At 63.2% G+C, this 17,924-nt stretch carries 20 protein-coding genes; 6 read left to right on the top strand and 14 right to left on the bottom strand.

The features are described 5' to 3' along the window. Positions 1-86: 86 nt before the first annotated feature. The 13 genes from VOI29_RS05970 to VOI29_RS05910 all read right to left on the bottom strand — a co-directional run bounded on the left by VOI29_RS05970 (position 87) and on the right by VOI29_RS05910 (position 8,873). On the bottom strand, positions 87-284 hold the full coding sequence (locus VOI29_RS05970) for a hypothetical protein (protein ID WP_323776752.1): 198 nt from the start codon (positions 282-284) through the stop codon (positions 87-89). Positions 285-331: 47 nt separating this feature from the next. Continuing rightward, entirely contained in the window at positions 332-508 is a 177-nt protein-coding gene (locus VOI29_RS05965; RefSeq protein ID WP_323776751.1) for a hypothetical protein, read from the bottom strand. A gap of 105 nt (positions 509-613) precedes the next feature. Further along, complete coding sequence (locus VOI29_RS05960; protein WP_323776749.1) at positions 614-1,324, bottom strand: divalent cation transporter; 711 nt, start codon at positions 1,322-1,324, stop codon at positions 614-616. A 45-nt stretch (positions 1,325-1,369) separates the two neighbouring features. Beyond that, positions 1,370-1,639 carry a hypothetical protein gene (locus VOI29_RS05955; protein WP_323776747.1) on the bottom strand — a complete coding sequence of 90 codons (270 nt, stop codon included), beginning with the start codon at positions 1,637-1,639 and terminating at the stop codon, positions 1,370-1,372. Positions 1,640-1,756: 117 nt separating this feature from the next. Then, positions 1,757-2,536 (bottom strand): succinate dehydrogenase iron-sulfur subunit, encoded by a 780-nt coding sequence (locus VOI29_RS05950; protein WP_323776746.1) that lies wholly within the window; start codon positions 2,534-2,536, stop codon positions 1,757-1,759. A gap of 11 nt (positions 2,537-2,547) precedes the next feature. Further along, positions 2,548-4,353, bottom strand: coding sequence for a succinate dehydrogenase flavoprotein subunit (sdhA, locus tag VOI29_RS05945; protein WP_323776744.1), 1,806 nt, complete (start codon positions 4,351-4,353; stop codon positions 2,548-2,550). A gap of 19 nt (positions 4,354-4,372) precedes the next feature. Further along, complete coding sequence (gene sdhD / locus VOI29_RS05940) at positions 4,373-4,744, bottom strand: succinate dehydrogenase, hydrophobic membrane anchor protein (protein WP_024088980.1); 372 nt, start codon at positions 4,742-4,744, stop codon at positions 4,373-4,375. A gap of 17 nt (positions 4,745-4,761) precedes the next feature. Beyond that, positions 4,762-5,145 carry a succinate dehydrogenase, cytochrome b556 subunit gene (gene sdhC, locus VOI29_RS05935; protein WP_323776742.1) on the bottom strand — a complete coding sequence of 128 codons (384 nt, stop codon included), beginning with the start codon at positions 5,143-5,145 and terminating at the stop codon, positions 4,762-4,764. A gap of 194 nt (positions 5,146-5,339) precedes the next feature. Continuing rightward, on the bottom strand, positions 5,340-6,041 hold the full coding sequence (locus VOI29_RS05930) for a DUF1194 domain-containing protein (protein ID WP_323776740.1): 702 nt from the start codon (positions 6,039-6,041) through the stop codon (positions 5,340-5,342). Between the two features lie 138 nt (positions 6,042-6,179). Then, positions 6,180-7,226, bottom strand: coding sequence for a MaoC family dehydratase (locus VOI29_RS05925; protein ID WP_323776738.1), 1,047 nt, complete (start codon positions 7,224-7,226; stop codon positions 6,180-6,182). Then, complete coding sequence (locus tag VOI29_RS05920) at positions 7,226-7,429, bottom strand: DUF1737 domain-containing protein (RefSeq protein ID WP_323776736.1); 204 nt, start codon at positions 7,427-7,429, stop codon at positions 7,226-7,228. The genes VOI29_RS05925 and VOI29_RS05920 overlap by 1 nt, the downstream gene beginning before the upstream one ends. 6 nt (positions 7,430-7,435) lie before the next feature. Beyond that, positions 7,436-7,984, bottom strand: coding sequence for an NnrU family protein (locus VOI29_RS05915; protein WP_323776734.1), 549 nt, complete (start codon positions 7,982-7,984; stop codon positions 7,436-7,438). 34 nt (positions 7,985-8,018) lie between these two features. Beyond that, positions 8,019-8,873: a CoA ester lyase gene (locus tag VOI29_RS05910; protein ID WP_323776732.1), complete on the bottom strand. Its 855-nt coding sequence runs from the start codon at positions 8,871-8,873 to the stop codon at positions 8,019-8,021. Positions 8,874-9,223: 350 nt separating this feature from the next. Between VOI29_RS05910 and VOI29_RS05905 the strand changes: the two genes are divergently transcribed. Then, the gene (locus VOI29_RS05905; protein ID WP_323776730.1) at positions 9,224-9,538 is read left to right on the top strand and encodes a hypothetical protein; all 315 of its coding nucleotides are present in this window, start codon (positions 9,224-9,226) and stop codon (positions 9,536-9,538) included. Between the two features lie 77 nt (positions 9,539-9,615). On the opposite strand, the gene VOI29_RS05900 is transcribed toward VOI29_RS05905, so the two are convergent. After that, entirely contained in the window at positions 9,616-10,371 is a 756-nt protein-coding gene (locus VOI29_RS05900; protein WP_323776728.1) for a sulfite exporter TauE/SafE family protein, read from the bottom strand. Between the two features lie 157 nt (positions 10,372-10,528). On the opposite strand from VOI29_RS05900, the gene mdh reads away from it, so the two are divergent. From mdh to VOI29_RS05875, 5 genes are all read left to right on the top strand, one after another. After that, entirely contained in the window at positions 10,529-11,491 is a 963-nt protein-coding gene (gene mdh, locus VOI29_RS05895) for a malate dehydrogenase (protein WP_024088970.1), read from the top strand. A 302-nt stretch (positions 11,492-11,793) separates the two neighbouring features. Continuing rightward, entirely contained in the window at positions 11,794-12,987 is a 1,194-nt protein-coding gene (sucC, locus tag VOI29_RS05890; protein ID WP_024088969.1) for an ADP-forming succinate--CoA ligase subunit beta, read from the top strand. A gap of 12 nt (positions 12,988-12,999) precedes the next feature. Next, positions 13,000-13,827, top strand: coding sequence for a glycosyltransferase family 25 protein (locus tag VOI29_RS05885; protein ID WP_323776725.1), 828 nt, complete (start codon positions 13,000-13,002; stop codon positions 13,825-13,827). Between the two features lie 13 nt (positions 13,828-13,840). Then, on the top strand, positions 13,841-14,725 hold the full coding sequence (sucD, locus tag VOI29_RS05880; protein WP_323776723.1) for a succinate--CoA ligase subunit alpha: 885 nt from the start codon (positions 13,841-13,843) through the stop codon (positions 14,723-14,725). A gap of 238 nt (positions 14,726-14,963) precedes the next feature. Then, positions 14,964-17,915: a 2-oxoglutarate dehydrogenase E1 component gene (locus VOI29_RS05875; RefSeq protein WP_323776721.1), complete on the top strand. Its 2,952-nt coding sequence runs from the start codon at positions 14,964-14,966 to the stop codon at positions 17,913-17,915. The last annotated feature ends 9 nt before the right edge of the window (positions 17,916-17,924 follow it).

Raw genomic sequence — 17,924 nt, 5'->3', positions numbered from 1 at the left:
CTGCGCCCAGGCGCAGTGCCGGGCCCAAGGCCGCACGGAAGGCGTTCCGGCAAAGCCGGTGCGCCTGCGGGCGCGGGAGCGTTCCGTCAGGGCTTGCGTTGCGGATTGCGGCAGATGCGCGGCGCCTCACCGCCCGGCGCAACCGCGCCGCAATAGCTGCAGTGCCATTGCCCCTGGGCACGCTGCTGGCGCCAGCGGCAATTGCGGGTCAGGCCGGTGGCATTGCGGCGCCACAGGAAATAGCCGGACACAGCGGCAAGGAGAAGCAGCAGCAACAGGGGCATGGCCCTTGTCTACGCTGCCGCTGCCGCAGCCTCAACTGCCAGGATCCTCAGGCCGCCTGATAGTATTCGATCAGCCAATCGCCGGGATCAGCCTGCTTGCCCGCCGGCAGCGGTTCCGGAGCGGAATAGGCAAAGGCTTGCTCCAGCGCATCCAGCGCATCTTGTGCGGCCTGTTTCTTTTTCGGGGTCACGGTGTCCATCGGGTTGCCTCCATAGTCTGGCACGAGCCTCCCTTGCGCAGACAGATAAGCGCTGGCCAAATCCGCTGCAGCAGATAATCGTGCAAGGGCGTCATGCAGGAACTGCATTGCAAACCCTGGCGGCCAGTCTCAGCCGGTCAGAAGGTCGCCGGCCAGCCCCAGCGCAAAACCCGCAACCGCACCCAGCGCCGGCACGCTGCTGCGGCTGGAATGGGCCTTGGGCGCAATATCCTGAAACAGCAGATAGAGAATTCCGCCGGCGGCGAAGATCATGATCGCCCCCAGTGCTGCGCGGGCGTCGGCCAGCCAGACGAGCCCTGCCAGTGCGCAGACCGGCCCCAGTGCGGACAGCCCCAGAAAAGCCAGCAGCACATGCCAGGCCGGGCTGCGGCCGCGCCAGATCTCGCGGAAGGCAGCAAAACCCTCGGGCAGGTTTTGCAGAAAGATCATCAGTGCCAGCAGCCTGGCAGTGGCAGCATCCGCCACCAGCATCGCCCCCAGCGCCATTGCCTCGGGCAGGAAATCCAGCAGCATCGCCAGCAGCAGCGCCCCGCTGCCGCCGTGCTTTTGCAACATGGCATCTGCCGCAAAGAACACCCCCCCGCCCCCTGCAAACAACACCACGGCAAGCACCGGCGGCAGGACCTCCGCCGCTTCCGGCACCAGCACCAGCGCCACCGCAGAGGCCAGCGCCCCGCCGCCAAAGGCGCCGATGCTGTGCAGCAGCTCGTCCCGGAGCATCGGGTTGCGGATATGCTCGCACCAGGCAAGGAATCCGCCCAGCGGCATAGCGAGACCGGCAAACCCGGCTAAAAGAATGGCAAAAACATGAGGTTGCATCCCGGCAGCCTATAGCGGCTGGCACCGCAGCTCAACCGGTTTACGTCAGGTGTTGATGCAGGAGGTTGCCTGCGCGGCCTGCCCGTCTGTCACGGTTGGCCCGGCCTGCACGGTCCGCAAGACTGTCGCCCCGGCGCCATGGCCGAGGAATTCAGTCCGCACCCGGTACTGGCCGGTGATGCCTGCCGCTTCGATACATCCGGGGATGCGGGCATCGGTGGCAGCAAGCTGTGCCCCCAAGCGGTCATTGTCCGCCGCCGACAGGCAGCCTGAAAGAAGGCTTAGGGCCGCCATGGCCGCAAAGATGGTTTTCATAATTGGCCCGCCGCCTGCTTGGGGAAAAACAATACCCCCGGTTTCGCAGGAAACCGGGGGCGGTGCAATTTTCATCGCCGCAAGACGGCGGATCCTCGCGGATCAGCCCTGCTGCGCTCAAACGCTGCGCTCGACCATCATTTGCTTGATATGTGAAATCGCCTTGGCCGGGTTCAAACCCTTGGGGCAGGTCTTGGCGCAGTTCATGATGGTGTGGCAGCGGTACAGCTTGAACGGATCTTCCAGCTGGTCCAGGCGCTCCGGTGTGGCCTCGTCGCGGCTGTCAATGATCCAGCGGTAGGCGTGCAGCAGCGCCGCGGGGCCGAGGTAGCGGTCGCCGTTCCACCAGTAGCTGGGACAGGAGGTCGAGCAGCTGGCGCACATCACGCATTCATAAAGCCCGTCCAGCTTCTTGCGGTCCTCGATCGACTGCTTCCACTCTTTCGCGGGGCGGTTGGTCTTGGTTTCCAGCCAGGGCATGATCGACGCATGCTGAGCATAGAAATGCGTCAGATCCGGGATCAGGTCCTTGATCACCGGCATATGCGGCAGCGGATAGATCGCCACATCGCCCTTGATCTCGTCCATGCCATAGATACAGGCCAGCGTGTTGATGCCGTCGATGTTCATTGCGCAGGACCCGCAGATCCCTTCGCGGCAGGAACGGCGGAAGGTCAGCGTCGGATCAATCTCGTTCTTGATCTTGATCAGCGCGTCCAGCACCATCGGGCCGCAACTGTCCATATCCAGGAAATAGGTATCAACCCGCGGGTTCTCGCCGTCGTCCGGGTTCCAGCGGTAGATCTTGAACTTGCGCACATTGGCGGCACCCTCCGGCTTGGGCCAGGTTTTGCCGGTGGTCATCCGCGAGTTCTTGGGGAGGCTGAATTGTACCATGATCTGTCTCCTTAGAACGTCCGCGCCTTGGGCGCGATTTTCTTGAGGCTGATGCCGCCTTCGTCTTCGGTCGACAGCGGGTCGGTAATCACCGGGCGGTAGCTGAGCTCCACCTTGCTGCCCTCCACGCGGGAGACGGTGTGGACGCGCCAGTTCTCGTCGTCGCGGGTTGCGTAATCCTCATGCGCATGGGCGCCGCGGCTTTCCTTGCGGGCCTCTGCGCCTACGATGGTGGCCAGCGCGTTGGGCATCAGATTGGTCAGCTCCAGTGTCTCCATCAGGTCGGAGTTCCACACCAGCGACCGGTCGGTCACCGCCAGATCGTCCAGCTTGGCCGCAATGGCAGTCATCTTCCCGAGACCCTCTTTCAGGGTCTTGTCGGTGCGGAACACCGCCGCATCCGCCTGCATGGTGCGCTGCATCTCCAGCCGCAGATCCGCGGTCGGGATGCCGCCCTTGGCGTTGCGCAGGCTGTCAAAGCGGTCGAACGCCTTGTCCACGGACGCCGTGTTCAGCACAGGGTTCGCCGCCTCTGGATCCACAACCTTGCCTGCGCGGATGGCCGAGGCGCGGCCGAAGACCACCAGGTCGATCAAAGAGTTGGAGCCCAGGCGGTTGGCCCCATGCACCGAGGCGCAGCCCGCCTCGCCCACCGCCATCAGGCCCGGCACAACACCGGTCGGGTTGTCTTCGGTCGGATTCAACACCTCGCCCCAATAGTTGGTCGGGATGCCGCCCATGTTGTAGTGCACGGTGGGCAGAACCGGGATCGGCTCTTTGGTGACATCCACACCGGCAAAGATCTTGGCCGACTCGGAAATGCCCGGCAGCCGTTCCGCCAGCGCCTCGGGCGGCAGGTGATTGAGGTTCAGGTGAATATGGTCGCCCTCAGCCCCCACACCGCGGCCTTCGCGGATTTCCATGGTCATCGAGCGGCTGACATAGTCGCGCGGCGCCAGGTCTTTGTACTGGGGGGCATAACGCTCCATGAAGCGTTCGCCTTCGGAGTTGGTCAGGTAGCCGCCCTCGCCGCGCGCGCCCTCGGTAATCAGGCAGCCGGAGCCGTAGATGCCGGTCGGGTGGAATTGCACGAACTCCATGTCCTGCAGCGCCAGGCCAGCGCGCGCCACCATGCCGCCGCCGTCGCCGGTGCAGGTATGCGCCGAAGTGGCCGAGAAATAGGCCCGGCCGTAACCGCCGGTTGCCAGCACCACCATCTTGGCGTTGAAGACATGCATGGTGCCGTCATCCAGCTTCCAGCAGACCACGCCCTGGCACTGCCCGTCCTCGGACATGATCAGGTCGATGGCGAAATACTCGATATAGAATTCCGCGTTGTTCTTGAGGCTCTGTCCATACAGCGTGTGCAGGATCGCGTGGCCGGTGCGGTCGGCGGCGGCGCAGGTGCGCTGCACCGCCGGGCCTTCGCCGAATTCGGTGGTGTGGCCGCCGAACGGGCGCTGGTAGATCTTGCCCTCCTCAGTACGCGAGAACGGCACGCCGTAATGCTCCAGCTCATAGACCGCTTTGGGGGCTTCGCGGGCCAGGTACTCCATCGCGTCGGTGTCGCCCAGCCAGTCGGAACCCTTGACGGTGTCATACATATGCCACTGCCAGCTGTCCGGCCCCATGTTGCCCAGCGAGGCGGCAATGCCGCCCTGCGCCGACACGGTGTGGGAGCGGGTCGGGAACACTTTGGTCACGCAGGCAGTGCGCAAGCCCTGCTCGGCCATGCCCAGCGTCGCGCGGAGGCCGGCCCCGCCGGCGCCAACCACGACCACGTCATATTCATGTGTTTCGTATTCGTAAGCAGCCATTGATGGAAACCTCGGGGAGTTACAGGGCCAGGCGGATCAGCGCATAGGCGCTGGTCGCGGCGACAGCATAGGACAGGCAGTTGACCAGGATGATCGTCAGGCGGCCTTTGACGCCGTGCACGTAATCCTCGATCATGATCTGGGCGCCGGATTTGAAGTGCATCATGCCGACCCAGATCGTCAGCGCCGCCACAAGTGCCGGGAACGGACGCGCATAATAGGCGGTGATCTCTTCATAGGATCCGCCCAGCGCCGGGCCGAAGGTGAAGACAAACAGCGGCACCAGGATCAGGAGAGCAATCGAGCTCACCTGCATCGACCAGTGATGGCTGGTTCCGGATTTTGCAGCGCCCATGCCAACGGCGCGCTTGCGGTCAGTCAGATATCGCATCGCGTTATGTCCCCAGCTTAGACGATAATAATGGTCAGAACGGTCAGAACCGCCGAACCCGTGATCACAAACCAGCCCAGCTTCTCGGCCTGATCCAGTTCCAGCATATACCCATTGTCCCAGATCAGGTGCCGGATGCCCGCCAGCGTGTGATACCACAGCCCCAGCGCCGACAGGGTCATCACCAGGTCGCCGAACCAGCTGGTCAGCACGCCGTTGGCGGTGGCAAAATATTCAGGCGAGGTGGCAGCGGCCAGGAACCACCAGGCAATCAGCAGCGCCGAGACGACCAGCGCGTTGCCGGTGATCCGCGTCAGGATCGACGTCACAGAGGTCAGCTGCGGCCGGTAGACCTGCAAATGCGGCGAAAGCGGGCGGTTGCCCCGATTGACATCGGCCATATTGGCTCCTTTTCAGGTTGGCTGACGACGTTTTAGCCGATTTTTACGTCGTGTCACCCGAAGGATGTGTTAAAAAACACGTGAAATTGCCCTGTTGGCGCTAACAGGGCACAACTTGTGATCACAGCAAATAATTAGTGATCACAAATCCGCGGATTGAAAATTTTTTGCAGAATCACAAGGCACTCTGCAAATCACTGCAAAGCCTGCCCCCTCCTGTCTGCCTCAAGCGGCAGCGCAGCTGTCTGCCTTGCGACCTCCCGCACCAGCTTTTTGCGGATCCGTGCGGGGTAGTCGTCAAAGCTGGCAGCGGTGACCACAAATGCCCCGTCGCCGCGGATCACATTTTCATAGAAATAGGCCGTCAGGTCCGGTTCGCTCTGTTCGATGGCGATGGCATTCACGGTCACACCGAGGGCTGACAGCGCCCCATGCGCGGCGCGCGGCTCGACACCTTCGTTGGAAAACCCGTCGCCGGAGATGTCGATCACCCTGCGCCTGCAGTCCGGAACCGCGGAGAACTGATCCAGCGCCAGCAACAGCGCCTCCCCCACTGCGGTGGAATAGTTGCGCCAGGGCCGCGGCGCCTGTTCGATTTGCCGGGCAAGCGCTTCCACATCGGCGAAACTGCGGACAGGCGCCCAAGGCAGCGTCACCTCCTGCCGGGACTCACCGGACCATTGCACCAAAAGCACTTGCGCGCGCGCCTTGACCAGCGCCTCGGACACAACCCCGTCGCGCAGCCCCTCCGCCAGCCCGTCCATCTGCACCCGGTACTCATCGGCATCCACCGAGCCGGACACATCCACCGCCAGCACCAATGCCAAATCGCAGGCCGCTGTCCGCAGCGGCCAGAGGGAAAGCGTAAAGAGAACCAGAAACTGCAAAACCCGCATGCCGCCAGCTTAGGCAGCAAATCCGCGGCGGGTCATCACATTTCTGCCCGCCGCGATATTCGCGCTGCGTCTTTCTGGTCAGAAATACTCCGGGGGTGAGCAGGCAGCGCCTGCGAGGGGGCAGCACCCCCTGCCCCGTTACTTGGGCATCAAGGCCCAGTAATCGAGATCCAGCAGAACATCCGGCAGATACTTGCCATCCTCGCCCTTCAGTTCAAACGGCGCGCCGCCCTTGGTCGCCACCAGCCGCAGCCGGATTGCACCGACGCCGGGCGCAGACGTGTCGGCCTTGTCCAGCACTTCGGACCAGGCCCGCACGGTCAGGCCGGACAGGCAGGGGTTGGCATGGGCTCCGCCATTCAGGCCCACAATCATCTGCGCATTGGCCAGCCCGTTGAACGACAGCGTCCGCGCCATCGAGATCACATGGCCGCCATAGATCAGCCTGGTGCCATCGGGGCGCGCGGTGTTGTCGAAATGCACCTTGGCGGTGTTCTGCCACAGGCGGGTCGCCAGCATGTGCTCGGCTTCCTCGATGGTGACGCCATCCACATGGTCGATGGTCTCGCCCACCGCGTAATCGCCCCAGCGGTGCGGCTCGCCGGCCAGGGTGAAATCGTAAGTGCTGAAATCCAGCCCTGCCGGGACCGCCAGCTGCTCCGCCGGGATCACCTTGTTCAGCTCAGGGATCACCGTCTCGGGCGCGGGCGCGTCAAGATCGCGCTTGCGCACCATCACCCAGCGCACATATTCCATCACGCATTCATCGCGCTGGTTCAGCCCGCGGGTGCGCACATAGACCACGCCGGATTTGCCGTTGGAGTTCTGCTTAAGCCCGATCACCTCGGATTCGGAGCGCAGGGTGTCGCCGGGATAGACCGGCAGCAGCCAGCGGCCTTCAGCATAACCGAGATTCGCCAGCGCATTCAGCGAGATGTCCGGCACGGTCTTGCCGAACACCACATGGAACGCCGCCAGATCATCCAGCGGCGCCGCAGGCAGACCAGCGGCCCGGGCAAATTCATCCGAAGAATACAGCGCATGGCGTGCCGGATAGAGCGCATGATAGAGCGCCCGTTCGCCGCCCGACACCGTGCGCGGCACCGCGTGGCGGATCACCTCGCCGACAGTGTAATCCTCGAAAAATCTTCCCGGATTTGTCTTGGCCGGATTGGTCTTGGCCATCAGTGTTCTCCCAGTTTGGTCTCAGGCGTGTAGGTTCCGTCCGCCTCCTTCACCACGGCCTGGCCGCAGCGCATGACCCCCTTCACAGGATCAAAGGTCTGGGTCGGGCTGCCGTGCAGCTCCCAGCCCTTGTTCAGCGCGTCGGTAACCTTGTGGCAAAAGGCAGAGGTGTCGTCCTCGGACAAAAATCGGTAGAGTTTCATGGTATCCTATCCTGGAAAGGGCGACGGCCCGATCATCCCGTGGAGGTAGCCGATCACCCCCATCAGAACAATCGAAGCGGCAAAGAACATCGCATCCTTGGCGATGGAGCCTTTGGGCCGCGGCTGCCATGCCGGTTCCGTGCGGTTGATCACGATGACTTGCGCAACCGCCCAGGCCAGCAGCCCGCCGAACAGGATGATCGAGGCGAGGTCGCCGTTGACCAGAAGATGCGCCGCGGCCCACAGCTTGAAGCCCGCCAGCATCGGATGGCGCATCCCATTCAGCAGCGCGCCTTTCTTCGGCGCCGGGCTCATCATGTAGATCGCGATCAGCACCATCAGGTTGTTGATATGCACCATGAAGGACGGCGGCGCCCAGACATGGGTGAACCCGGTGCTGCGGTAGCCCAGCACCATCAGCACCACGCCGGCCGCCAGCACCAGCGCCACCGCGCCGCGGCCGCCATTGCCCATCGCGGCGCGCGCCTCCGGCGCCAGCCGTTTGAACAGGTGGCCGCCCCACCACAGCAGAAGTCCCAGGATCAAAAGCGCCATTTCAGCCCCTCTCAAATGTTAAGCTGATTAACACCTATGCGGAAAGCGCGGCGATTGCATCCGCTTTTGCGAGGATTTCGCGCGCCGTCGCCGCATGCAGGTTCTCGACTATCCTGCCACCGACCACGGCAACACCCTGTCCTGCGGCCTGGGCCTCTTCAAATGCGGCGATCTGGCGGCGGGCGGTCTCGATTTCGCGTTCGGTCGGGGCAAAGGCCCCATTGGCCACCTCCACCTGCGCCGGGTGGATCAGGGTCTTGCCGTCAAATCCCATGTCGCGGCCCTGCGCGCATTCCGCGGCCAGGCCCTCGACGTCTTTGAAGGCGTTATAGACACCATCGACGATCACCAGCCCTTCGGCCTTGGCGGCCAGCAGGCACAGACCCAGACCGGCCATCATCGGCAGCCGGTCGGGGCGGAAACGGGTCTGCAGCTCCTTGGCCAGGTCATTGGTGCCCATCACCATGCCCTGCAGCTTGGGGTGCGCAGCGATGGCAGCGGCATTCAGCATGCCCCGCGGGGTTTCCATCATCGCCCACAGCGGGATATCGCCGGTGATTTCCGCCAGCGCGTCCAGATCCGCAGGCGCATTCACCTTGGGCAGCAGAATCGCGTCGCACGCCATACGGGCGGCGGCGATGGCGTCGTCGCGCCCCCATTCGGTGTCCAGACCGTTGATCCGCACGATCTTCATCCGCGCGCCGAAACCGCCGGCCGCCAGTGCCTGCGTCAAGGTTGCGCGGGCATTGGGTTTTTCATCCACCGATACCGCATCTTCAAGATCGAAGATCACCGCGTCCACCGGCAGAGTCTTGGCCTTTTCCAGCGCCCGTGGCTTGGAGCCGGGGATGTACAGAACCGAACGGTAAGGACGCGTGCGCGGGTCCATATGGCCACTCCTAAAGTTATTTTGTTGCGTAAATCGGTACAGTTTCGACTGTATACTTTCAAGTACAATTCCGCCGCACCGCAGCGTAACTTTCCCCGCATATGCAGCAAGGTGCTGATATAATTTGTGATTTTCAGGCGCCCGCAGGGTTAACCCCTTTTCAGCATCTGGTTGGCAAACTAGTGGGCACCAAGGCACAGGATCCCTGCCGCCGCCCCAGGCCGCACCTGATGCCCGCAGGCATGGGGCCTGCATTTCGAACTGCGTTACACACCGGCCCGAAGGGGGATACCGGGGGCTGCCATCTGGCTCCCGGTTCAGTCCGGCCGTTCCGGAAAGGGTAAAACGAGATGAAAAACTCATTCTTCGCACTCCCGGCAGCCCTCGCCGCCCTGGCTCTGGCTGCTGCACCTGCCACCGCGCAAAGCCGCAACTGCGCCCCGCGCGACGTGGTGATCAAACGGCTGGCGGAAAAATACGGTGAAAGCCGTCAAAGCATCGGCGTGGGCCAGAAAGGCATGGTGATGGAAACCTTTGCCTCCGGCGAGACCGGCAGCTGGACCATTACAGTCACCACGCCGAACGGCATGACCTGCCTGGTGGCGTCGGGCCAGTCTTATGAAGTGCTCGCAGAAGCACTGCCGGACACCGGCAGCGACGCCTGAGCAGCGATCGAGGCAGGTTTCCAGGCTGTGGTGACAGCGGCCGGGGACGCCCCGGCGGGCCGCCTCCGATGCAGGTATCAGGTCAACCCGTCCCAAATCAGCTTGCTGCCGGTGGCGGTCAGAAGCAGATAGGTCAGCGCAAAAAACACACGCTCCGGCATCCTGTGATGCAGCTTCACCCCCAGCCAGGCGCCAAGCAGGGCAAAGGGCGCCAGCATCAGATCCAGCATCAGTGTTTCACGTGTAAACAGCCCCAACCCGGCATATGGCACCGCCTTGGCGAGATTGATAACCCAGAAAATCAGCACGGTGCTGGCCTGATACTCGGTCTTCCGCAACTGCAGGCTGAGGAGGTAAACCGCAGCCGGCGGCCCGCCCGCATGGCTGACAAAACTGGTAAATCCCACCGCCAGCCCGGCCAGCGCCCCCGCCCCGGAGGAAAGCGGGGCTCCGGCGGATACGCTTACTCCAAAACGGCCGCGCATCCGCCACAGCACAAACCCGACCGCCACAGCTCCGATCAGCACCCGCATCGCATCGTCATCCACCGCCGCATACAGCCAGGCCCCCAGCGCCACGCCGGGCAAGCCGCCGCCAATCAGCAGCAGCGAAGCGCGCAGGTTCCAGCGCCCCCAATAGGGTTTCAGCGAAGCCAGATCGATCAGCATCAACAGCGGCAGCATCAGCGCCAATGCTGCGCCCGGGTCAATCACCAGCGCCAGAATCGCCGCCGAGGCAAAGGCGGCGCCGGATCCGAAACCGCCCTTGGACACGCCCGCAAAAACGACCGCCGGAATGGCAAAAACGAAAAACATCGCATCAAATGCCGCCATTGCCCGCCCTCGAAAGCCCTGAATTACACGCCCTTTAGCGATAGCAGCGCAGCATACACAAGTATACCGAACCCTTTGCCGCAGCGCGGAACCCTTGCACGGCGGAGCGTTACGCCGTAGGCATCAGGAAATTTCAACCGGACCGGAGACATTCCCAATGGCACGACCCAAAATCGCCCTCATCGGCGCAGGTCAGATCGGCGGCACCCTCGCACATCTCGCAGCCCTCAAGGAACTCGGCGACGTCGTGCTCTTTGACATCGCCGAAGGCACCCCCGAAGGCAAGGCGCTGGACATCGCACAATCCGGTCCCTCCGAAGGCTTCGACGCCAGCCTCAAAGGCACCCAGTCTTACGAGGACATCGCAGGCGCCGATGTCTGCATCGTCACCGCAGGTGTGCCGCGCAAGCCGGGCATGAGCCGCGATGACCTGCTGGGCATCAACCTCAAGGTGATGAAATCCGTCGGCGAAGGCATCCGCGACCACGCGCCGGACGCCTTCGTGATCTGCATCACCAACCCGCTGGACGCGATGGTCTGGGCGCTGCAGCAATTCTCGGGCCTGCCCGCGAACAAGGTCTGCGGCATGGCCGGGGTGCTGGACTCCGCCCGCTTCCGCCACTTCCTGGCCGAGGAATTCAACGTCTCGATGAAGGACGTCACCGCATTTGTGCTGGGCGGCCATGGCGACACCATGGTGCCCTCGGTGCGCTATTCCACAGTGGCCGGCATCCCGCTGCCCGATCTGGTCAAGATGGGCTGGACCACTCAGGAACGCCTGGACGCGATCCTGCAGCGCACCCGTGACGGCGGCGCGGAAATCGTCGGCCTGCTGAAAACCGGTTCTGCCTTCTATGCGCCGGCCACCAGCGCCATCGAAATGGCCGAAGCCTATCTTAAAGACCAGAAGCGCGTGCTGCCCTGCGCGGCCTATTGCGACGGCGAGCTGGGCGTGAAGGGCATGTATGTGGGCGTGCCCACCGTAATCGGCGCCGGCGGCATCGAGAAGGTCGTGAACATCCAGCTGAACGAGGAAGAGCAGGTCATGTTCGACAACTCGGTCAATGCCGTGAAAGGCCTGGTCGAGGCTTGCAAAGGCATCGACGGCACGCTGGCCTGAGCCATCCAGCCTTGCGCTCATCAGGGGGTCCGCTTCGGCGGACCCTTTTCTTTTGCCGCGGCGTCCCGGCTCCGGCGCTTGACGCTTTTGGTTTGTGATACGGCGCTGGCGGCCCAATGCCGCCAGGCTCGAATCACCACCGTGAAGCTTCCGAAAATTTGTGATCACACCCCCAAAATCCGTGATCACAAAACCTGAAAATCTTCGCCATTTCCCCGCGCCCTGTCAAATAAGCCTTTAACACTTGGCCTTAAGACGGCCTATTAACAACAGACAATTGCAGCCAGACGGGACAGTTTCAGATGAACATCCACGAATATCAGGCAAAAGCCCTTCTTCGCAGCTACGGTGCTCCGGTGTCCGACGGACGCGTGGTGCTGAAAGCCGAAGATGCCAAAACCGCCGCCGGTGAACTCGACGGCCCGCTGTGGGTGGTCAAGGCACAGATCCACGCAGGCGGCCGCGGCAAGGGCTCCTTCAAGGAAGCGGATGCCGGTGAAAAGGGCGGCGTGCGCCTGACCAAATCGGTCGAGGAAGCCGCCGAGGAAGCCAAGAAGATGCTGGGCCGCACCCTGGTCACCCATCAGACCGGCCCGGCCGGCAAGCAGGTGAACCGCATCTATATCGAGGCCGGCTCCGGTATCGAAACCGAGCTGTACCTGGCGCTGCTGGTCGACCGCCAGACCTCGCGCATTTCCTTTGTCTGCTCGACCGAGGGCGGCATGGACATCGAGGAAGTCGCTGCGGCCACTCCGGAGAAGATCCTGTCGTTCAGCGTTGATCCGGCCACCGGTTACCAGGCCTACCACGGCCGCCGCATCGCCTTCTCGCTCGGCCTGAAAGGCGCCCAGGTGAAACAATGCGTCAAACTGATGGGCCAGCTGTATCAAGCCTTCGTCGACAAGGACATGGAGATGCTGGAGATCAACCCGCTGATCGTGGCGGACGACGGCAGCCTCAAGGTGCTGGACGCCAAGGTCGGCTTTGACGGCAACGCGGTCTACCGCCACGCCGATGTGGCCGAGCTGCGCGACACCACCGAGGAAGACCCGAAAGAGCTGGAAGCCTCCAAATACGACCTGAACTACATCGCGCTGGACGGTGAGATCGGCTGCATGGTGAACGGCGCAGGCCTGGCGATGGCCACCATGGACATCATCAAACTGTACGGGGCCGAGCCGGCCAACTTCCTCGACGTGGGCGGTGGCGCCACCAAGGAAAAAGTGACCGAGGCGTTCAAGATCATCACCTCCGACCCGCAGGTCAAAGGCATCCTGGTGAACATCTTCGGCGGCATCATGCGCTGCGACGTCATCGCCGAGGGCGTGGTTGCCGCGGTGAAGGAAGTCGGCCTGAAAGTGCCGCTGGTGGTCCGCCTTGAGGGCACCAATGTCGAAAAAGGCAAGGAGATCATCAACACCTCCGGTCTCGATGTGATCGCCGCCGACAACCTGAAAGACGGCGCCGAGAAGATCGTGAAAGCGGTAAAGGGCTAAGGGACAGAACCGGTGAAGGCGGCTGTCTACCTCATAGGCCTGCAGCAGGCGACGGGCCGGGCGGAGCTGATGCAGCGCGAGCTGAATCAGGCCGGGCTTTCGGCTGTGCGCATCAATGCGGTGGACAGCACCCGGGTCAGCCGCGGGGAAATGCTGCAGCAATGCAAATCCGAGGGCAACTGGGGCTATTTCCAGACCAAGGACATGGCCTGCACCCTCAGCCATGCCAGGGCCTGGGAGGCGTTTCTGGGATCGGATGCCGATGTGGCGCTGATCCTGGAGGATGACGTCTTTCTGTCGCCCGACACCGGCGCCTGGCTGCAGGACCTGTCCTGGTGGCCGCAGGATGCCGGCATCGTCAAGTTTGAACGCTGGCGGGCGACGCGGCTGCAGGTCGCGCTTGGCAAGGATGGCGTCAGCCATATGGGCCGCGAGGTGCGCCAGATGCTGTCCCGCCACGCAGGCGGCGCCGCATATGCGATCTCGCGCCGGGCGGCACAGCACCTTCTGGACAGCCGCCCGTTCGACATCACCCTGGACAACCTCCTGTTCAACTTTGATGCCTCGCTGCCGGCGCGCGCCATCAAGGTTTATCAGGTCCAGCCGGCCCTTGCCGAACAGGGCAACGAGGCGCCGGACGAACACGCCATCGGGCCGGCGCGCCACCGCCCCAGGGGCTGGCTGCTGATCCGCCAGAAACTCCGGCGCGGGATCTATGAATTCCGCGGCGGCTTCAGAGTCTTTCCCAGTGTGGTCCTGGGGCGGGCCACCCTCGAAAAAATCCGCTTCGACGGCCGTTCATTGGCCACCCCGCAGAACCAACAGACACATACCGCTTGAAGGAACCGACATCATGGCAGTCCTCATCGACGAAAACACCAAAGTTATCTGTCAGGGCTTCACCGGCTCGCAGGGCACTTTCCACTCTGAACAGGCCATCGCCTATGGCACCAAAATGGTCGGCGGTGTCACCCCCGGCAAAGGCGGCATGGAACATCTGGGCCTGCCGGTGTTCAACTCCGTGCATGAAGCCAAGCATGTGACCGAGGCCAATGCCTCTGTCATCTACGTGCCGCCGCCCTTTGCCGCAGATTCGATCCTCGAGGCGATCGACGCGGAAATGGAAGTGATCGTCTGCATCACCGAAGGCATCCCGGTGCTGGACATGATGCGGGTCAAGCGGGCGCTGGAGAACTCCAGCTCGATCCTGATCGGCCCGAACTGCCCCGGCGTGATCACCCCCGACGCCTGCAAGATCGGCATCATGCCCGGCCACATCCACCGCCGCGGCTCCGTCGGTGTTGTGTCGCGCTCCGGCACCCTGACCTATGAGGCGGTAAAGCAGACCACCGATGTAGGCCTCGGCCAGTCGACCTGCGTCGGCATCGGCGGCGACCCGATCAAGGGCACCGAGCATATCGACGTGCTGGAATGGTTCCTGGGTGATGACGAAACCGAAAGCATCATCATGATCGGCGAAATCGGCGGCTCCGCCGAGGAAGAGGCCGCGCAGTTCCTGGCGGATGAAGCCAAGAAGGGCCGCAAGAAGCCGGTTGCAGGCTTCATTGCCGGCCGCACCGCCCCTCCGGGCCGCCGCATGGGCCACGCGGGCGCGATTGTCGCCGGCGGCAAGGGCGGCGCCGAGGACAAGATCGAAGCGATGAAATCCGCAGGCATCGTGGTCGCCGAAAGCCCGGCCGGCCTGGGCGAAGCGGTTCTGAAAGCAATCGGCAAGTAAATGGCCTCGCCTGCCCGTCACATATCAGGGCAGGCGCTGCCCGGCGGTCTCCGCCGGGCAGCCTGTTGCGCGTCACCGGCAGGAAATTTCGGGACACCGCCGCCAAGACGGTTTGCAGAACCGGCTTGGCCGCGAGGTTCCATGGTAACTTCGTTGTTTTGAAACCCGTGCAGAACACGCTGCCGGGATTGGCCCAAGGCCAAGTTGAATACGGTCCTAACCTGCAAGAGGCACCCAAATGACCGAACAAAGCCCAAACGATCTCTTCCGCGCCTCCTCTTTCATGCAGGGGCACAACGCAGAGTATCTGGAGCAGCTTTATGCCCAATACGCCAATGACCCGAATGCGGTGGATGCCGCCTGGGCCGAGTTCTTCCGCCAGATGGGCGACGCCGAACTGGACGTGAAGGCCGAGGCGCAGGGCCCCTCCTGGGCGCGCAATGACTGGCCGCCCGCGCCCGCAGATGACATCACCGGCGCGCTGACCGGCGAATGGCCGGCCCCGGCCGAGGCCAAGGGCGCAAGCAGGAAGATCAAGGAGAAGGCTTCCGCCAAGGGCGTTGAGGTCACTGACGATCAGGTGCAGCGCGCCGTTCTTGACTCGATCCGGGCTCTGATGCTGATCCGCGCCTACCGGATCCGCGGCCATCTGGCAGCGGACCTGGACCCGCTGGGCATGCATGCCGCCACGGCGCTTCCGGAGCTGGATCCGAAATCCTATGGTTTCACCGATGCCGACATGGACCGGCCGATCTTTATCGACAACGTTCTGGGACTGCAGGTCGCCACCATGCGCCAGATTGTCGAGATCGTGAAACGCACCTATTGCGGCACCTTTGCGCTGCAGTACATGCACATCTCCGACCCCGCGCAATCCGCCTGGCTGAAAGAGCGGATCGAGGGCTACGACAAGGAAATCACCTTTACCCGCGAAGGCCGCAAGGCGATCCTCAACAAGATGGTCGAGGCCGAAGGGTTCGAGAAATTCCTGCACGTCAAATACACCGGCACCAAGCGGTTCGGCCTGGATGGCGGTGAGAGCCTCATTCCGGCGATGGAGCAGATCATCAAGCGCGGCGGCGCGCTGGGGGTGCGCGACATCGTGATCGGCATGCCGCACCGCGGCCGCCTGTCGGTGCTGGCCAATGTGATGCAGAAACCCTACCGCGCCATCTTCAACGAATTCCAGGGCGGCAGCTTCAAGCCCGAGGACGTGGATGGCTCCGGTGATGTGAAATACCACCTCGGCGCCTCCTCCGACCGCTCCTTTGATGGCAACACCGTCCACCTCAGCCTCACCGCCAACCCTTCGCACCTCGAGGCGGTGAACCCGGTGGTTCTGGGCAAGGCCCGCGCCAAGCAGGACCAGCTGGGCGACACGGACCGCAGCCAGGTGCTGCCGATCCTGCTGCACGGCGATGCGGCCTTTGCCGGCCAGGGCGTGGTGGCGGAATGTTTTGCCCTCTCCGGCCTGCGCGGCCACAAGGCGGGCGGCACCATGCACATCGTGGTGAACAACCAGATCGGCTTCACCACAGCACCGCATTTCTCGCGCTCCTCCCCCTATCCCACCGACAATGCGCTGGTGGTTGAGGCGCCGATTTTCCACGTCAACGGCGACGACCCGGAGGCGGTGGTCCACGCCGCCCGCGTCGCCACCGAATTCCGCCAGAAGTTCCACAAGGATGTGGTGCTCGACATCTTCTGCTACCGCCGCTTCGGTCACAACGAAGGCGACGAGCCGATGTTCACCAACCCGTTGATGTACAAGAAGATCAAGGGCCACAAGACCACGCTGACGCTCTACACAGACCGGCTGGTCAAGGACGGCCTGATCCCCGAGGGCGAGATCGAGGACATGAAGGCCGCCTTTCAGGCGCATCTCAACGAGGAGTTCGAGACCGGCAAGAATTACAAACCCAACAAGGCCGACTGGCTGGACGGGCGCTGGTCGCATCTGGACAAGAAAGACGCCGACTACCAGCGCGGCCGCACCGCGATCCCGCCGGAAACCCTGTCCGAAATCGGCGCTTCGCTCAGCCGGGTGCCGGACGGCTTCCCGATGCACCGCACCGTCGGCCGGTTCCTGAATGCCCGCGGCAAGATGTTTGAAACCGGCCAGGGCTTTGACTGGGCGACCGGCGAGGCGCTGGCATTCGGCTCGCTGCTGCTGGAGGGCTACCCGGTGCGCCTGGCGGGCCAGGACGCCACCCGCGGCACCTTCTCGCAGCGCCATTCCGGCATCGTCAACCAGGAGACCGAGGAGCGCTACTATCCGCTCAACAACATCCGCGCCGGCCAGTCGCAATTCGACGTGATCGACTCGGCGCTGTCGGAATACGCGGTGCTGGGGTTTGAATACGGCTATTCGCTGGCCGAACCCAACGCCCTCACCCTGTGGGAGGCCCAGTTCGGTGATTTCGCCAACGGCGCGCAGATCATGTTCGACCAGTTCATTTCCTCCGGCGAAAGCAAATGGCTGCGGATGTCGGGCCTGGTCTGCCTGCTGCCGCATGGCTTCGAGGGCCAGGGCCCCGAGCATTCCTCTGCCCGGCTGGAACGCTTCCTGCAGATGTGCGGCCAGGACAACTGGATCGTGGCCAACTGCACCACGCCCGCGAACTATTTCCACATCCTGCGCCGCCAGCTGCACCGCACCTTCCGCAAGCCGCTGATCATGATGACCCCGAAATCGCTGCTGCGCCACAAGCTGGCAGTCTCCAGCGCCGAGGATTTCACCACCGGCTCCAGCTTCCACAGGGTGCTGTGGGATGATGCGCAAAAAGGCAATTCGGACACCCGGCTGGTGGCGGATGACAAGATCAAGCGCGTCGTCATGTGCTCGGGCAAGGTCTACTACGACCTCTTGGAAGAACGCGACGCCCGCGGCATCGATGACATTTACCTGATGCGGGTCGAACAGTTCTACCCGTTCCCGGCGATCTCGATGGTGAAGGAGCTGGAACGCTTCAAGCAGGCGGAAATGGTCTGGTGCCAGGAAGAGCCCAAGAACCAGGGCGCCTGGACCTTCATCGAACCCAACATCGAATGGGTGCTGACCCGGATCGGCGCCAAGCACACAAGGCCGGTCTATGCCGGGCGCGCCACCTCGGCCTCTCCTGCAACCGGTCTGGCCAGCCAGCACAAAGCCCAACAAGCAGCCCTCGTGAACGAAGCGCTGAGCATCTGAGGATAAACA

Source organism: Leisingera sp., assembly GCF_034669605.1.
Lineage (GTDB): Bacteria > Pseudomonadota > Alphaproteobacteria > Rhodobacterales > Rhodobacteraceae > Leisingera.
This window is presented reverse-complemented; position numbering and strand designations above follow the sequence as displayed.